Below are 17155 nucleotides of genomic sequence, written 5' to 3' on the forward strand. Positions count from 1 at the left end.
CAAGTGTGATGACAGACACAGTTCTATCATTTCATACTTTATTTTATAATTCACAACCATATGAACCTCTAATCCTCACTTCACTCCAAGACTATTTATCAGACTCACTGGCCTAGTCCATTAAACATTTCAGTGATGCATATGATTTGTGTGCATCACTGAAAATAATAAAATTGAAAATGAAGCATATCTAAGCTCCTTATGAAAAATACTGTGAACATAAAAAATATGGAAATGAAACGATTCTATATTTTGCCCGTAAGGGTAATACACAGAAGAAATCCATTTAATCAAGGAGCTGGTCAATTGCAACACTATAGACACAGTGCAGAGGAGACACTTCAAGAGTTGGATAGTTCCGCGAAGGGACTCACTGCCTCCGAAGCTGCAAAAAGACTTGAGACAGAAGGATATAACGAATTAAAAGGTAAAAATGCAACACCTGTTTGGAAGCTATTTCTCGAAAACTTTAAAGATCCCATGGTCATCGTGCTGCTCATTGCAGCAGGTGTACAGGTTGTACTAGGACATCTGATTGAATCACTGATCATCTTTTTGGTCATCCTGTTGAATGCCGTGATCAGTGTCGTACAAACCAAAAAAGCGGAAAGCTCACTCGACGCCCTAAGGCAGATGTCTGCGCCTGAAGCCAAAGTGATCCGTGATGGCGAGAAAAAGACCATTCCGGCCAGGGAGCTCGTTCCCGGCGATATCGTTTTATTGGATGCGGGAGATTACGTGCCGGCAGACGGCCGAATTTTGGAATCCGGAAGCCTGAGAATCAATGAAGGCATGCTCACCGGGGAATCCGAAGCAGCAGAGAAACATGCGGATGCCATTCCGGAGGAAGCTCCCATCGGTGACCGGCGCAATATGGCCTTCAGCGGCTCACTGGTTGTATATGGCCGGGGCACTCTGGTGATTACCGGCACCGCGTTAAAAACCGAAATCGGCAAGATCGCCGAATTGATTGAAAATGCAGAAGCCAAAGAAACTCCGCTGCAGCGCAAATTGGAAGCCTTCAGCAAAAAACTGGGCTTCTTCATCCTGGGTCTGTCCATTCTTATTTTTGGCATTGAGGCAGGACGCGTCTGGTTAACGGAAGGCACGGACAACTTGGGTCCTTCGATCATCAATGCTCTGATGTTTGCCGTTGCTGTCGCGGTCGCCGCCATTCCTGAAGCCCTCTCCTCCATCGTGACGATTGTGCTGTCACTGGGCACCAATAAAATGGCCAAGCAGCATGCAATCATTCGCCGTCTGCCTGCTGTGGAGGCACTCGGTTCTGCCAGCATTATCTGTACTGACAAAACAGGGACTCTTACCCAAAACAAGATGACGGTTGTGGATTATTACATCCCCCATGGGACCAAAGAAGAATTCCCCGACGACCCCGATCAGTGGTCTGAAGAGGAACGACGTTTGTTACATATTGCAGTGCTCTGCAATGATTCGAATATTAATCAGGAAGGCAAGGAACTGGGTGATCCCACCGAGGTCGCTCTCATTGCCTTCAGTAACCGGGTGAATAAGGATTACAACGAAATTCGGGACCAGTTCCCGCGGGAAGCCGAACTTCCATTTGACTCGGATCGAAAACTGATGAGTACGGTGCATACGTTTGAGGGACAGACAGCTTTGCTGACCAAAGGTGGCCCGGATGTGTTATTTAGCAGGTGTACTCATGTGTTCATGAACGGAGAGGTTCAGCCGCTTACAACTGAAATTCGTACACAATTTGAAGAGAAAAACGAAGCCTTTTCCAAGCGGGCTTTCCGCGTACTGGCGTATGCTTACAAAAGGTTTGATGACAAAAAACAGGTCACACCCGAGGATGAATATGATTTGATCCTTGTTGGGCTGACGGCCATGATTGATCCTCCGCGTGAAGCTGTATACGGCTCCATTGAAGAGTCCATGAAGGCTGGCATTCGCACGATCATGATCACAGGGGATCACAAAACAACAGCACAGGCAATTGGACGGGATATTGGACTTGCCGGACCTGATGACCTGGCCATTACCGGCGCCGAGCTGGACAAAATGTCGGATGAAGAGCTAGATCGACAGCTCGAACATATCTCGGTATATGCCCGGGTATCCCCTGAAAATAAAATTCGAATCGTGCGCGCATGGCAGCGCAAGGGTAAAATTGCAGCCATGACCGGAGACGGCGTCAATGACGCTCCTGCACTGAAGCAGGCCGACATCGGTGTAGCGATGGGCAGCGGAACAGACGTCGCCAAAGATGCGGCAGCCATGATTCTGACGGATGATAACTTTGTATCCATCGTTAACGCAGTCAGTGTGGGCCGTATGGTATTTGATAATATCAAAAAAGCCATTGCATACCTGTTTGCCGGTAACCTCGGGGCGATTATCGCCATTTTGTTTGCACTCGTCATCGGTTGGGTTAATCCGTTTACGGCATTACAGCTGCTCTTCATCAACCTGGTCAATGACTCCCTGCCTGCCATTGCACTAGGAACAGAAAAGGCTGAACCGGATGTTATGCGGCGCAAACCGCGTGATATCAATGAAGGGATCTTTGCCGGGGGTACCCTTCAAGCCGTCATTACACGTGGTGTACTGATTGGTGCGGCAGTTATTGTGTCTCAATATATCGGGCTTGGCATCTCTGAGGAAATGAGTGTAGCGATGGCCTTTACGACCCTGATTCTGGCACGGAGTCTGCAAACCTTTGCAGCGCGTTCCAACACACAGACCATTTTCCAGGTAGGCTTCACCACCAATAAATTGGTTCTGGGCTCGATCCTGGTTTGTCTCTGTCTCTACGGAATCACATTGATCCCGGGTGTGCGTGGTATCTTCGCCATTCCGGATACGTTTGGCTGGAACGAATTCCTGATCGCAGGAGGACTTGCTCTCCTCGCCGTCATTCTGATGGACGTCATCAAATGGATTCGCAACCGCGGCAAAACGGTCACTGCATCGTAGGTAGGATATCTATATATTGGTGATTGGAAATCACTGTTTGAATTTATGCAAAATGCTCAACAAGGCGCCCTTAACACGGGTGCCTTTTGCTATATGTATTGGTCTGTAACAGGACAATCGTCATTCTTTTCGATTCAGAGATCGATCAAATTTTATGACATTATTGCCATATATACAGATTGAGCGTAAAATGGTTTATTGATTTTCGTTATAGCTCAACTGAATCCATAGACAGGAATGGTAACGTGAAAGATAAAATTGTAATGCCTCTCTGGACATGCTGTCTGTTCATTGTTGTAATGAACACCACCATGTTTAATGTATCCCTGCCCGTCATTATTAACGATCTCCACATTACTTCTGATCTGGGCTCCTGGGTCATCTCAAGTTATTCGATCGGGTACGCCTTGTCGACCGTAATATTCAGCCGACTATCCGATCGGGTCCCGGTGCGCAAACTGCTGACGATTGGACTGCTGATTCTGGGCTTGTCTTCGTTACTCGGATTATTTGCGCATAGCTTTGCCATCCTGCTGCTGACACGCATTTTGCAATCCGCAGGTGCCGGGGTTATGGCCGGACTGGGTCTTGTCATCGCCAGCCGTTACATCCCGCTGGAACGGCGCGGATCCGCCATTGCCCTGATTTCTTCAGGGAGTGCCATGGCTTTTGGTCTAGGCCCTATTGTCGGCGGAGTCATCAGCGAATACTGGGGATGGAATGGACTTTTTGCGATTACGGTGCTGGTTCTGTTTGCACTGCCTGTATTGCTCTATTTTCTCCCGCGTGAAACGGCCAATCCAGACAACACCTTCGATATGATCGGTGCAGTGTTGACGGTTATTAATGCAATCACACTTCTGGTCGCGATTACCCAGCAATCCTGGATCTGGTTCGCCATCGGTGTCCTATCTCTTGTGGTGCATATCGTGTATATCCGCAAAGCAAGCCTTCCATTTGTCAATCCGGATGTGTTCCGAACGCCGGGGTATACCCGGTTAATTGTGATCGGCTTCTGTGTTCTGGTGGTCAATCTCGGCAATCTGTTCCTGATGCCGCTTGTCCTTGCCGATCTGTTCGGACGCTCTTCGCTCACGATTGGTTTGCTCATTGCTCCGGGAGCCATTGTCTCGGCCTTTTGCACCCGTTTCGTCGGACGCTGGATTGACCGTTACGGCAACATTCGCTTTTTGATGATCGGACATGTGCTGCTTGCAGGTGTACTCACGCTGTTTATGCTGGGACTGAGTCAGTCTGCTCTGATCATTACAGCTGGCTATCTCTTTTTCTCACCTGCACTTTCTGCCTCCATAGCTTCACTGAATAACGAAACGTCACGCATCCTTCCCAAAGCGCAGATCGGATCGGGGATGGGCATGCTTCAGTTGATTCAGTTCTTCGGCGGTTCGATGTCCGTAGCCGTCTGCGGACTGCTGTTACACAGTATTCCGGGCGTCCTGGTAGAAGAAGCCTATCATATTGTATATGGATGTCTGCTCCTGATTTGTCTGGTTTCGCTTGTTATCGTGGTTTGGCATAGCAAAACTTCCCATTCCGGGGCTGTACAGGGTAGTGCGGCTAAGTAATGCAACGCTTTCGAATCATGAATTAAACTAAAAAGAACACCCAAACAGCCTGCACACAGTGCAGGCTATTTTTCCGCTTAGGTACGTTCAATTTCCCCGTTTAATTCAAGCCTTGGAATTCGTATCCCATACTATTTCCCATCCAGTGCAGCCTTCCAGGCTTCCTCCACCGCAATAGGTGCCTTGCTGCTGCTCTCCCCTCCGCCTTCTTGCGTCCAAAGAGGTGGGTAATAGGCAAATACTTGTCCTCTTTGAATCTGCGTCAGATCATTCTGCCATCCGTTCCAGCGAAAGGTCTGATAAAACTGTTCCAGATTGCCATTCGCCAGCCAGTTTATAAACCCCGAATAAGCAAGCTCCGTCGATTCCCATTCCAGTGTATCCGGTGCAAAATAGTATACCTCTCCAGTACGACCAAACTTGCCTGTATCCAGTGCGAAAAATCCGCCTGCCACATCGTAGGCAACCACCATCATGCCCTCCAAGGCCTGTACGCAGGGCTTGTCGCTCACACCATTCCAGCTGGGTAGACTCCCAAACAAGCTGTCACCGCCCGCACCCAGCAGCGTGATCCATCCATGATCCAGCACAATGCCTTCTGTCTCATAAGCAACGGCTCCCAGGTAGGATCTGGTGCTCACTTGAAGACGATAAAGCGTATCTTCCGCATCCTTCCGCTGCGCAGGAACATACACGTATGTATTTTGTCCGCTGTCCAACAGCTCCTTTAATTCCTCCCAAGCGTGATTCTCCCGATCAACTAATTCATCTGCAGACAGTGTATGCACAGTCCTTCTCCTTCCGGGATATGGATTCATTATCCATACCTATCATCTCTTTTGTTTGTCCATTTAGACCACAATAAACCTTCACCACTTCACCATTCCAGCTGTCCAGATCCGTGCTGATATCTGTTTCGTCCCCCATCAAACTACAACTCAATCTCATCCGTTCCCCTGCATAACTCAAGCAACGTATCTGCCACATGTATGCAATCCTCATACCCCAGATTTCCGGAATGAGCGACAAGAATCGGGTACTCCCCGTCTCGGGGTCCCTCTCTCATATCGAATATATAATGGTTGCCGTTACCATCCATCGCAAAAGAAACCGAGCCAGGCATATACTCTGCGAATTCGTAAGCCAGATTCATTTCTCTGAAGTCGTGCGTACCGAAAAACTGAAAGGTCCGATCTCCATTCTGGAACTCTCCCCCGTTGGAATACGCAAGAAACTGAACATAACTGTCCGGTAAGATATGTGTCGGAAACGACCAGGATGACGGGTCAAGAGGCACATACTTATCATGGAACGGCGATGACTTCGGAAACGGATTCTTCTGCCTTTCCCGGATCTCTTGCAGCTCCTGTGCGGATAACGGGTCATTCCACGTTTGCATAAATGCATTCATTTCTTCCTGGCTCGCCCCGGGGCGCTTCTCCCATTCCCTTTCAAAAACTTCTTTCCACATTGTATCGTAACCCCCCATTACACGTGCGAATTCTGCCTTTCTATGAGCATATCATGGCTTATTTCACCATTCAAATCTGCTATAATCAAAACTTCACAGCTATTCATAAGGAGGAAACACTTTGCTTCGTTCAGTCTTATTTTGTATTCTGGCTCTGACGCTGCTGGCAGCGGGTTGCCAGGATCAGGCTTCATCCATTTCAAATCCCGTTCCGACTGAGATATCCGATCATCAGGAAGTCTATTACATATCACCCGAGGGTGACGATACGAACAGCGGGACCATCCACTCCCCCTGGAAAACAATGCAGCATGCTGCGGATCAAGTTACGCCAGGAAGTACGGTTTATTTGCGGGAGGGTGTGTATCACCAGAAACTCAAAATCACCCGGAACGGTCATTCCGCCGATGAGCCTACCGTCTTTTCCAGCTACCCTGGAGAAAAAGCCATTATTGATGGTACAGGTCTGTCTGTAAGTGGAATTGAAGGATTGATCGAACTTGAGAATGCCAGTTATGTCACGATCCAAAATTTCGAAATCCGCAACTTCACCACTACCATTGGAGACCAGGTACCCACAGGAATTTACGTGCATGGGGCAGGAGAACACATTCAAATCGCGGGTAACACCGTACACGCTATCGCGAGCAATGTACAGCCGGAAGGACCTGATTTAACCGGCAGGGATGCGCACGGCATTGCCGTTTATGGCACCGAACACCCCGTTGCATTGCGGAATATCCTGATCCAGGATAATGAATTGTATGATCTCGTGCTGGGTTCAAGCGAGTCACTCGCTGTTAACGGTAATGTCGATACCTTTTCCATACTGGATAATACAATCCATGATACGGACAACATCGGAATCGATCTGATTGGGTATGAAGGTACCTCTAAAGACGATACTTACGATCAGGCCCGCAATGGAATCGTACGGGGAAACGAGGTCTACGACATTTCTTCCAATCTTAACCCTTCCTATGGAATCAGCCTCCCGAACGGCAGTAATTCGGCTGGGGGCATCTATGTAGATGGAGGTACAGCTCATATCATTGACCAGAACCGGGTCTACCGCAACGATATAGGGATAGAAATCGCATCAGAACATGCGGGACGTTCGACAAGCAGCATTACGCTGCAGGATAACCTGGTCTATCACAACAGGCTGACAGGCATTGCTATGGGAGGATATGACGAGGAACGAGGATCTACTGAACATAGTACGATTATGTATAATACACTATTTCAGAATGACACGTTGGGTGCAGGCAATGGTCAGCTATTCGTGCAGGCCATGACGAAGAATAATACGTTTACACACAACATTGTTGTATCCGGCAGCTCCGGCGTCCTGATCTACAATGAATACAATAGCAATTCAGGGAATGTAATTGACCAAAATGTGTATTACACCCCGATCTCAGAGGAAGATGCCCTGTGGGTCTGGAAAAACAAAGGATATTACGGCTTCTCAGCCTACATCAAGGACTCCGGCAATGACGCTCATTCACGGTATGTAAACCCGGCCTTTATGGATGAGCCCGGTAATAACTTCAATCTCCAGCCCGGATCACCCGCAGAAGGATATGGCTACCTTGCACCGAGGTAACATTATAAAGTCCATGTGGGCCAACCAACCTTAAATCCTAGAAAATAAGAGCCTGTGCTTAACTGCACAGGCTCTTTAACTTTCTATGAGCAATACCTTGTTCTAGATTAAATAGCGGAACGTACCTTGGAACACTCAAGAATGAGCTTGCAGCCGTATTTGCCAAACATGAGGACATCCGCCTGAATCCGGAGGAAGCTACGGTGGCTTTTGTCACCCTGATGAACGGACTGGATGTACAGCTCGTGTATGAGACCCGGCAATCCTATGAACACGCACTCGCCATTGCCTGGAATGTGTTCTGGACAGGCATTCAGCGTCCGACCCGTGCATGAACAAGGTATTAACGCACAAAACTAGAACAGGGACATCCCGCCAGTTTATGGCTTTTGGGATCTCCCTGTTTTTATTCTTTCATTAAAAGAGCAGCTTATTTCACAGTCAAAATAACACGTTGATAATGCTTCAGCTGATGCTCACCATCGTCCTGTACCTCGGCAACGATATGAATCGTGTCACCGGATTGGGCATCCTCAGGTATGGTGAATGTTACCGTGCTCGTGTCACTGCCTTCCAGTTTGATCGTGTCTACCTGCTCATCCTGAGCCAGCTCCCGATGCAATCCAAGCATCAGATCGCCTGCCATTTCCTTCTGTACTTTTTCCTGCTCCACTTTGGCATCCTCGTACGTATCTGCCTCAAAGTATCTCCACCATTTGTAAGTCAATTGATCGCCATCGGGGTCGTTCCCTTCGGCATTCAGACTCACACGTTCACCCGGACTGACGGACAGATCGAGTCCTTCCTTAATGGTCAGCGTCGGGTTATGATTGGCCCCTTCATAAGTGTCAGCAACAGCCCAATCTGCACGAGCCGCAAAATCGTCCTGAATATCGTCAAACCATCTCATCAAGGAATATTCGGCCTCATATCGTTTCGTATAAGGATCGTAATCCAGCACATTGTTTCTAAATAACTTGTCATTCACAGCACCGAATCGTCCACCCCAGCCGCCGTAGGAAGGGTCTTCCATACTCCGCAGTCCGTTATCAATCAGATAGAAAAAGGACGGGGAATCCCCCTCGGAGATAAAGTCGTATTTATCATATTGCGGATTGTTTTTGAGATACTCATCACTTCCGCGCTGTTCTTCGTCCAGTTCGCCTTCAATCATTTTGCCGTCGCCCATGGAAGCATACATATCCATCAGCTTGCCATGTCCATCCAGAATGTTTTTGATCATCCAGTCCCCATGCAGCTTGCTGTTTACTTCTTCGGCATGCATCTTCCACGCATAAGCGAAGTGCCAGAAGTTCGACTGATCATTCAAAATGCGGATGTCCGGCCAGTTCTTCGCAATATATTCGTTATAACTGTCATCCTGGTCTAGGATGATGTACAGCACCAGTTTATCACTGACTTTTTTGCGGATGGTTTCCCACTCCGCCGTGTCTTTGTATTGCTCCTCAATGGACTTTAACGCTCTCGCCGTTGTATTGGTGCCACCCCAGGTTTGAACAATCAGATCACGGGGATCATCGTCGAGGAAAAGGGTTTGGAGAAATTCGGAGCCTTCCGTTTCCTTCTCCATCTCGCCTTTATCGGAGATATTTCCGATTTTGGTCATTGCTCGAAGCTGTTCCGGCTCCGGATAGCCGTCCGCGTGTTTGGACAGATTCGGGTAGATCTCTCCGTAGGCATCGATCATATCGTATACCCACTGTGTACCTGTCCAGCGGAAAGGTTCAATCCCCGCTTCTTTATCGCCTGCGTAATGATACACCGAACTGGTTAACACAATGCCGGCCAGATCCATCTCATTGGAATACAGCAAAAAACGGATAACTGAGTTCATATCGTCTACTTCACCATCGGTTGTAATGACGGTTCTTCCCTTGGCGGTTTCATTGTTTGTTGTGTTCTGATTGTTGGTCTCTTCCTGTTCCGTTGCCTGATTCGGTGTATCACTGGCTGCTTGAGGTGTTTTGGATGCGCATCCACTAATCACCAGAATAGTGCTGATAAAGCCTGCAGCGAATACATTCAACCATTTTCTCTTGTTCATAATGCTCCCCTTTCTTTTGTTCAGCATGATGTGTGTGGGAATGACCAGCGCGCGCTTTGCTTCTTAATATGGACCGCAGAATGCAAAAAAACCCAAACATGAATACGCCATGGACAGAATCCATGCATATAGATGTTCAGGTTTTGCCTGCCGGAGCAGTAACAATCCTTATTTGAAAAGAAGTATAGCATGTTCACGAACGGATGTAAACGCATTCAATTATATTTTTTTCGGCATGCCTGAATTAAGTCAACAACGGAGTGTAAGCTTTTCCCATTTTGATATATTATAATCCTTAGGAAGACTGTATCACATACATAGGCATGACATTCACACCATCTGGAGGAAATAAACCCATGGATAAACTGGACGCCGCCTTAGAACGGTTTGTTGAACAGCAGGACTTGTACAATGAAGCTTACGGACTTTTCAAAAATCATGATCTGCGCCCTCGTGAACAACCTCACCAGCCCGAAGTGGATATACGTATACCGCTCTCTCCTGAACTTTTACATCTGTACACCCATTATGAGATGAGAGATGCGAATGCTGAAGGGACACTCAAAATGAAAAATGCAGCCGTGGAAATTGGCGATGCTGCCCTGTTATTCTTTGTTGCACCTGAACATCTGCACCGCCAGCAGCATGGCTTCCGCTGGATCGGCATGCATGAGCCATATGAGGAGTCTCCCTCTTGGACAACAAGTCATGTCGTTATTGCGAATTTCAATGATGATCCATTGATTGTGGATACGAGCGCACCGAACTCACCTGTCTATGCTGCCTTTGAAGGTGGAGAACCCAAACGTATCGCGGATTCGTTGTCCAACTTGTTCACTGCACTCGCCATCCTGATTGAAGCTGCTCGCTCTTATGGCGGAGAAGTAAAGGATGAGGAAACCTATGAAACCAAGCCCGAATATCTGGAGCATGTAGAGCCTTTATTGAATGATCTGCTGGGCGAAGAGCATACGGAACATTTATTCGAGTATTTATCCCTTCGTTAAATCGCTGAAATATAGAATAATAATGATCGGAAGATCGGTATGAAATTGGATCGATGTGTAGCATTCTAAAACTTTTTGTAAACGGGGGGACGATCATGATTTATGTTGCTTTGCTTCGGGGCATTAATGTAGGCGGGAATAATAAAATCAATATGAAGCAGCTAAAAGAGACGTTTGAACAAGCAGGCATGCTGGATGTCGTGACTTACATTAATTCGGGCAACATCATATTTGCCGACCATCAGGAACGACTCGATGCCAATGTTGAGATATCCCAGGTGCTCGAACAAGCCATTGCCGCAGACTTCGGATTGCAGATCCGGGTTGTGGTGCGCAATATGGATGAAATGCAGACCGTGCTTCAGGCCCTGCCAGAGGAATGGACCAATGATGAGCAGGCAAAGAGTGATGTCATGTTTCTCTGGGATGAGGTGAACGATGTCTCGGTTCTGGACAAGCTACCCCTCAAACCCGAAGTCGGTACATTGATTTACGTTACCGGAGCCATTTTATATTCGGTCAGCAGAGAAAATGCCACCAAAAGCGGAATGAACAAACTTGTGGGCTCCTCCATTTACAAGTATATGACGGTTAGAAACGTCAATACGACCCGTCAGATCTATAAACTCATGCAGGCTGCGGCAGAGAAATCATAAAAAAACTCCTTTATGTAATAGATCCCCCATGGGGTGGCATGGAGGAAACATCGGCCGGATGTCTGCTCCATGCTCGCTGCCGTGAGGGAAATCTTTTTAAGACTGCACATGCAATGATTAATCAATCTGAATACGTCTGCGGGTATGATCATCCCCTGGGCGTTTTGGAATTTCAAGCTTCAGCACGCCGTCTTCCAATCTGGCCTTGATGTGCTCCTCATCAATCTGTTCCACATAGAAACGTCGAAGGAATGTACCTGATCGGCGCTCCTGCCGAATGATTCGATTGGAGTCATCCTTCTGTTCATGGAATTCATTGCGTTTGGCGCGGATGATCAATTCATTGCCCTGAACCTGAATATCAATATCTTGCTTGGCGATGCCTGGAAGCTCGGCCTCGATCAAGTACTTGTCGTCCTCCTCACGGATATCCGTCCGGAATGGCTGGCTGCCGGTTCCAAAGGGAGAAACCCATGGGCTGTCAACCATATCATTGAAGGATTTCAGCATGTGTCCGAACAAGTCTTCATTTCGTTTACGAAACGGGATCAGATCAAACATGAACATCATCTCCTTATATGTGATTGGCTTGTTGCTGCCTTACATGAATTATTATATTCCCCCTGTGGAAAATGCTCAAAATGCGAAAAAGCTGAAAACAGACGATTTTTTCTCACGAGAACTTGTTGTTCGAAAATAGATCCTATTTTCTTTTATTTTGACCTTTTTTGACCTTCTGACTTTTACTGACTATTGTTGTGTATGTTACCCTTCATATTGAAAACGATCTAAAAAACGCCTGATAATGAGATTGGAAGATTTACTCTCCCTCATAACCCAGCCAATGGAAATGACACGCTGCACACCTTCAATCTCAAGGATGGAGAAGTCATGGTGCAGAACACTTCTGTCGTGTGTGAACGAGTATTCATGACCAATCGTCACAGCATCTAATTGGGCCAGAGCCGCATTAACAACTTCGGAATTGTTCGTTCGAAACAATACATCCACCTCTCCCACCGCCTGTGAGAGTTCTCCCACAAACAGGTCCACAAGTTCATCATTAAATAACACAAGTGTCTCATTTTTCAACTCACGCATCGTGATCGATTTTCTGCCTGCCAAGCGATTGGTATGATTTACACATGCACGCATAACCCCTTCATCAATCGGAACAAAGCGAAGTCCTTCCAGATGCTGCTCCATATCATCTCTGTACAAGGCGATTAGGCCGAGATCGACCTGTTTGTGACGTACATCTTTGATAATATTGCGCGCAGCACTTTCGGATAGCTCAAATTTCAGGTCCGGATACCGTTTTTTCATACTCGCAATGGTAGGTATAATGCCCGGAACTCCTCCAGGTATGGCAGACAATCGCAGCTCTCCATGGATCGATTCCCCGATATACTGGGCATCCTCCTTGATGGTTTGCACCGTATCCACGACAGATCTCATTTTGTCCAAAATGGGCTTGGCGTGTTCCAGAAGATATGCACCATTACGGGAACGGCTGAATAACTGCATGCCCAGCTCATGCTCCAGACGAGTTATCGCCTGACTGATGGTGGATTGTGTAACCGACAAGGACGATGCAGCGATCGTAATGGATTTTGTCTTTTCGACTTCAAGCACATAAACCATTTGTTCCAGATTCATAGTAACCTCTATCCTCTTGCATTAATTTTTTTTAAGTCAAGTGTATTTTTGTTAAATATACATGAACTATAAAATTAAGTATACTTTGAATTGAAGATGAATGTAAGCGAAATCATTATTCTTATAAGACGAAGGAGTGTTACATATGAATACATATGAAAATCGATTTGCAGGTAAAGTGGCGATTGTTACAGGTGCGGCATCCGGTATCGGTTATGCCATTGCGAGACGACTTGTCCAAGAAGGCGCTTCTGTACTTGCCGCTGATTTGAATATGGAGCGTCTGGAAACCATCCAGGGTGAACTCGGGGAACGTTTTATCGGCGTTAAAGCCAATGTGACCGTTGAAAATGATGTGGAGGAAATGGTCGGTGCGGCAGTCAAACAATTCGGAAAAGTCGATCTGGCCTTTAATGTGGCAGGCGCCTCACGTGCAGGCGTAATTACTGAGCTCTCTGAGAAAGATTGGGACTTTACCGTGGATTTGTGTATGAAAGGTGTCTTCCTGAGCATGAAACATGAAGCCATTGAGATGGCTAAACATGGTGGCGGAGCCATTGTAAACGTGGCTTCCCTCAACTCTCAGGTACCCATGTATGCCGGATCGGCCTATGCCTCTGCCAAAGCTGGCGTCGAAATGCTCACCAAGAACGGAGCACTTGAAATGGCTCGTAACGGTATCCGCGTGAATGCCATTCTTCCCGGCCTCATCGATACCCCGCTAACTGCGGAACTGCTCTCCAATGCAGATATCAAAGAAGCCTATATGGAGCGGATTCCAATGAAGCGCGCGGCACAGCCGAAAGAAATGACGGGACCTGCCCTGTTCCTCGCAAGTGAGGATGCAGGATATGTGTCCGGTTCCAGCCTGATCGTGGATGGGGCTTGGGCAACCACCGGTTATCCGGACCTGAGCCGTTGGTTCTAATCCAGAGTAACGTTCCGATTGCTACGGAACCATTACACAGCATAGCCTATTGACAGAGCATATCTCTGCCATAGGCTTTTTTTGCATTGGAGCTTGGATGGCCCACATGTTTTACACAAACGCCCTGCTTCGCTTACTTCAGCTTAACAATTCGACCCTATACTGAAACAATTATACATACATCAACCATGAAACGGTAAAGGGGATCTGGAACTGTGAAAAAGAGAAATCAATGGCTCGCCGTTTTGTCCATGACTGCCATACTTGGCGCAGGGGCAACCAGCTATACATCGATGGTCAATGCGGCCAGCACTACGGAATCTGCGAATGATCATATCGTACTGCGAACAGCCATCCAAAATATGCAGGGAACCATTACATGGGATAGCAGCACCCGAAGTGCGGACATCCAGTTGGGAGAGATCCGGGTGCAACTTCCGGTGGGAAAAGCCACAGCTACCATTAACGGTGTGCAAACTCCACTGGACAGCAAAAGTTATGTGACCAAAGGAACAACTTATGTTTCTCCACAAACATTGAAGTTGATTACGGATCAAGTGATTCTGACCCAAAATAAAACCGGTTTTGAACAGACAGCGGCTTTCCAGATGCCAAGTGGCAAAGCTGAAATTGCTGCTTCCACTCCGGATGGTCAGCGTTTGCTTGTAACCGAGGCCGACAATGGCAGCATTTCCGTTCTGGATATTGCTGATCTGAATAACGTTAACGTTCTGAAAATCATTAGCTTCCATGACCTCTCTGCCAAAGCGGAGGTTACCAGCGTAACCGTATCCAAGGATGGCAAATACGGCCTTGCCGTTATTCGTACAGGTGATACAGATACTGAAGCGAACAAGGGATTGCTGGCGATTGTTGACCTTACAACCTATAAAACAGTGAAGACCTACGAACTTGGCATTGGACCAGACTCCATCGCATTATCCCCGGATGGATTACACGCTGTGATTGCCATTGAGGATGAAGAGCTTAATAAAGCTGCGGATGAGATTGATTACCCCAATGCAAAACGTCCAGGCAGCATCATGATTGTTTCTTTTGCCGGCGGAAACGTACTTGAAGGAGAGGTAACCAACCTGCCTGTATCCCTGGAAGATGTGAACGGTGCAAGCTATCCGCATGATCCGCAGCCGGAGTATGTGGCTATAAGCCCGGACAGCAAAACAGCGGCTGTTACATTGCAGGAGAACAACGTCATTGCCATCATTGATCTGGAAACAAAGCAGATCAGCTCCATGTTCTCCCTTGGTACGACTTCACATCAAGCGGATCTGAAAGATGATGGGATCGTTCAGTTCACTGAAAGCCTGAAAGCTCGCTATGAACCAGATGGTATTGCTTTCTCTGCTGATGGCAAGTACCTGCTGACTGCCAATGAAGGCGACTTGGGCAAAGATGAATTCGACGATGGCGTCAAAGCAGGCGGACGCAATATCGCAGTCTGGGATCTGCAGGGCAAGCGTGTGTATGACAGCCAAAACCTCATTGACGAAGCGACCGCCAAGGCAGGTTTGTACCCGGATGATCGCAGTCCCAACAAAGGCAGTGAAGTCGAGAATCTGACGGTATCCACCGTGGACGGTACAACTTACGCTGCCGTGGCTTCCGAACGGGCCGATGCCATTTTGTTCTTCGATCTTGCCGACCCGGTAAATCCGGCCTATCTGGGCCTGATTCCGACAGCTGGTGAGTCACCGGAAGGCATTCACCGGGTTAACGGACGCAGCGTATTTGTAAGTGCGGATGAGAGCACGGGAACGCTTAGCTTTTTTGAGAAAAAGTAATTCAGGTTCTCTGCAGGCAACTGCACATGGAACTGGGCATCATGATCATGAACTTAAAAAGGACAGGAGAGCATTGGTGCTCTCTTGTCCTTTTCTTGCTATCTGCGTTTATATAAGGAATCATGCTAACCGACATATTCTTCGTCATTAAAGTTACGAGCCAATCGCTCCAGCCATTCCACCGCCGGAACGAGGACTGCTTCATCAATATCGAATTCCGGATGGTGATGGGGTGCAGGCAGATCGCTGCCTACAATCATGTACGTAGCAAGACCGCCCTGCTCCTGTACACGTTTGATCATATAGCTGGCATCCTCACTTCCCAGGGCAGCGCCATCCGAGATCGCTTCAGCATGGCGAATTCCGGAAATGCCCTCTGCCTCCTTCACGGCAAGCTCTGCCAGTTCCATATCGCATCGGATGGGAATGGCTCCACCTACAATCTCAATCATAACACTTAATTCATGCATGGCTGCACTGTGTTCCAGAATCTGACGTACCCGCCGCTCCAGTTCAAGATTCGTTTCTTCATTGGTGGAACGCGTCTCGATCACCATGCGAGCGTTTTCAGCGATGATGTTCGCACCGGTCCCGCCTTCCAGGATTCCAACATTAATCCGAGTATCGGCTGTACTGAATCGCGGCAGTGCATGAATATTGAGCATGGCTGTTGCAGCACCGAGCAGCGCATTTCGGCCTTCCTCAGGGGAAGCTCCCGCATGCGAGGATACTCCTGTAAAGTGTGCTTCCAGCTTGGTCGTTGCCAGGAAACCGGCGGATGCCCCTTTGACATGACCGGACGGCACGTCGGTACCCAGATGCATACAGAACAGGCGGTCTACCTGTTCAAGCATGCCTTTTTCCACCATGGCATACGCACCACGCACTCCCTCTTCGGCAGGCTGGAACAGCAGCCGGACTTTCCCCGCAAACTGTCGGTCACTTAACCGTTCTGCCAGCGCAAGACCGATACTGGTATGCCCATCATGTGCGCACGCATGCATGATTCCTTCATGGGTTGATCGGAACTGTCCGACTTGTGGCATATGCTTGTCCAACACACTTTCACGAATCGGCAGGGCATCCATATCGAAGCGAAATGCGGTCGTTGGACCCTCCCGCATACCGTCCAGTTCTGCTACAACAGCCGTATATCCGCCACGCATGTGCTCCACTATGGCCGGATCTGCCCCCTCGCGGATCGCTCGCTGGTAGGCATCCTCCAGCACTTCCGGTTTGGGCAGTCCCCGCCGGGACATGTCATCAATGGCATCTTTTCCATACGTGACACGGTAACCTAACGTCGTTAACATCTGCACGACTTTGGTAGCGGTGCGAAATTCAGTGAATCCCAGTTCGGGATATTGATGCAGCTCTCTGCGAAGCGCAATAATGTCGATCATATCCTTCACTC

15 protein-coding genes are annotated in these 17155 nt (G+C 48.0%); 8 read left to right on the forward strand and 7 right to left on the reverse strand.

All coding sequences use genetic code 11. From position 1 onward, the window contains the following. Positions 1–306: 306 nt before the first annotated feature. Complete coding sequence (locus tag AB3N00_RS18170) at positions 307–2958, forward strand: cation-translocating P-type ATPase (RefSeq protein ID WP_413035821.1); 2652 nt, start codon at positions 307–309, stop codon at positions 2956–2958. Positions 2959–3203: 245 nt separating this feature from the next. Beyond that, positions 3204–4544, forward strand: coding sequence for an MFS transporter (locus AB3N00_RS18175; protein WP_413035822.1), 1341 nt, complete (start codon positions 3204–3206; stop codon positions 4542–4544). Between the two features lie 131 nt (positions 4545–4675). On the opposite strand, the gene AB3N00_RS18180 is transcribed toward AB3N00_RS18175, so the two are convergent. Genes AB3N00_RS18180 through AB3N00_RS18190 form a run of 3 tightly spaced genes read right to left on the reverse strand, consistent with a single transcriptional unit; the run spans position 4676 to position 6015 of the window. Next, a complete protein-coding gene (locus AB3N00_RS18180) occupies positions 4676–5332 on the reverse strand; it encodes a DUF2625 family protein (RefSeq protein ID WP_413035823.1) in 657 nt (218 codons plus the stop codon). Beyond that, positions 5310–5471 carry a hypothetical protein gene (locus tag AB3N00_RS18185; RefSeq protein ID WP_413035824.1) on the reverse strand — a complete coding sequence of 54 codons (162 nt, stop codon included), beginning with the start codon at positions 5469–5471 and terminating at the stop codon, positions 5310–5312. Before AB3N00_RS18185 ends, AB3N00_RS18180 begins: the two co-directional genes overlap by 23 nt. A 4-nt stretch (positions 5472–5475) precedes the next feature. Further along, the gene (locus AB3N00_RS18190; protein ID WP_413035825.1) at positions 5476–6015 is read right to left on the reverse strand and encodes an SMI1/KNR4 family protein; all 540 of its coding nucleotides are present in this window, start codon (positions 6013–6015) and stop codon (positions 5476–5478) included. Positions 6016–6136: 121 nt separating this feature from the next. Between AB3N00_RS18190 and AB3N00_RS18195 the strand changes: the two genes are divergently transcribed. Then, entirely contained in the window at positions 6137–7624 is a 1488-nt protein-coding gene (locus AB3N00_RS18195; RefSeq protein ID WP_413035826.1) for a DUF5123 domain-containing protein, read from the forward strand. A gap of 203 nt (positions 7625–7827) precedes the next feature. After that, complete coding sequence (locus AB3N00_RS18200) at positions 7828–7959, forward strand: hypothetical protein (RefSeq protein WP_413035827.1); 132 nt, start codon at positions 7828–7830, stop codon at positions 7957–7959. Between the two features lie 95 nt (positions 7960–8054). Here the strand turns inward: AB3N00_RS18200 and AB3N00_RS18205 are convergent, their stop codons facing one another. Further along, positions 8055–9689, reverse strand: coding sequence for a nucleoside hydrolase-like domain-containing protein (locus AB3N00_RS18205; RefSeq protein WP_413035828.1), 1635 nt, complete (start codon positions 9687–9689; stop codon positions 8055–8057). Positions 9690–10045: 356 nt separating this feature from the next. Between AB3N00_RS18205 and AB3N00_RS18210 the strand changes: the two genes are divergently transcribed. After that, the gene (locus AB3N00_RS18210) at positions 10046–10696 is read left to right on the forward strand and encodes a hypothetical protein (RefSeq protein ID WP_413035829.1); all 651 of its coding nucleotides are present in this window, start codon (positions 10046–10048) and stop codon (positions 10694–10696) included. Positions 10697–10791: 95 nt separating this feature from the next. Beyond that, complete coding sequence (locus AB3N00_RS18215; protein WP_413035830.1) at positions 10792–11352, forward strand: DUF1697 domain-containing protein; 561 nt, start codon at positions 10792–10794, stop codon at positions 11350–11352. Between the two features lie 117 nt (positions 11353–11469). On the opposite strand, the gene AB3N00_RS18220 is transcribed toward AB3N00_RS18215, so the two are convergent. After that, positions 11470–11913 carry an Hsp20/alpha crystallin family protein gene (locus tag AB3N00_RS18220; protein ID WP_413035831.1) on the reverse strand — a complete coding sequence of 148 codons (444 nt, stop codon included), beginning with the start codon at positions 11911–11913 and terminating at the stop codon, positions 11470–11472. 204 nt (positions 11914–12117) lie between these two features. Next, positions 12118–13011 (reverse strand): LysR substrate-binding domain-containing protein, encoded by an 894-nt coding sequence (locus tag AB3N00_RS18225; protein ID WP_413035832.1) that lies wholly within the window; start codon positions 13009–13011, stop codon positions 12118–12120. A gap of 145 nt (positions 13012–13156) precedes the next feature. Between AB3N00_RS18225 and AB3N00_RS18230 the strand changes: the two genes are divergently transcribed. Both AB3N00_RS18230 and AB3N00_RS18235 read left to right on the forward strand, forming a co-directional pair. Continuing rightward, on the forward strand, positions 13157–13939 hold the full coding sequence (locus tag AB3N00_RS18230) for an SDR family NAD(P)-dependent oxidoreductase (protein WP_413035833.1): 783 nt from the start codon (positions 13157–13159) through the stop codon (positions 13937–13939). 215 nt (positions 13940–14154) lie between these two features. After that, complete coding sequence (locus tag AB3N00_RS18235) at positions 14155–15741, forward strand: choice-of-anchor I domain-containing protein (protein WP_413035834.1); 1587 nt, start codon at positions 14155–14157, stop codon at positions 15739–15741. A 125-nt stretch (positions 15742–15866) separates the two neighbouring features. Here AB3N00_RS18235 and AB3N00_RS18240 read toward each other — a convergent pair whose 3' ends face one another. Then, the gene (locus tag AB3N00_RS18240; protein WP_413035835.1) at positions 15867–17144 is read right to left on the reverse strand and encodes an amidohydrolase; all 1278 of its coding nucleotides are present in this window, start codon (positions 17142–17144) and stop codon (positions 15867–15869) included. Between the last annotated feature and the right edge of the window lie 11 nt (positions 17145–17155).

Source organism: Paenibacillus xylanilyticus (assembly GCF_047246825.1).
GTDB classification, from domain to species: domain Bacteria; phylum Bacillota; class Bacilli; order Paenibacillales; family Paenibacillaceae; genus Paenibacillus; species Paenibacillus xylanilyticus_B.

Bases quoted from the DNA above. Each gene is read 5' to 3' on its own strand.
- AB3N00_RS18210 (WP_413035829.1), top strand. From the start codon at position 10,046: ATGGATAAACTGGACGCCGCCTTAGAACGGTTTGTTGAACAGCAGGAC.
- AB3N00_RS18220 (WP_413035831.1), bottom strand. From the start codon at position 11,913: ATGTTTGATCTGATCCCGTTTCGTAAACGAAATGAAGACTTGTTCGGA.
- AB3N00_RS18225 (WP_413035832.1), bottom strand. From the start codon at position 13,011: ATGAATCTGGAACAAATGGTTTATGTGCTTGAAGTCGAAAAGACAAAA.
- AB3N00_RS18240 (WP_413035835.1), bottom strand. From the start codon at position 17,144: ATGATCGACATTATTGCGCTTCGCAGAGAGCTGCATCAATATCCCGAA.
- AB3N00_RS18190 (WP_413035825.1), bottom strand. From the start codon at position 6,015: ATGTGGAAAGAAGTTTTTGAAAGGGAATGGGAGAAGCGCCCCGGGGCG.
- AB3N00_RS18215 (WP_413035830.1), top strand. From the start codon at position 10,792: ATGATTTATGTTGCTTTGCTTCGGGGCATTAATGTAGGCGGGAATAAT.
- AB3N00_RS18230 (WP_413035833.1), top strand. From the start codon at position 13,157: ATGAATACATATGAAAATCGATTTGCAGGTAAAGTGGCGATTGTTACA.
- AB3N00_RS18205 (WP_413035828.1), bottom strand. From the start codon at position 9,689: ATGAACAAGAGAAAATGGTTGAATGTATTCGCTGCAGGCTTTATCAGC.
- AB3N00_RS18185 (WP_413035824.1), bottom strand. From the start codon at position 5,471: ATGGGGGACGAAACAGATATCAGCACGGATCTGGACAGCTGGAATGGT.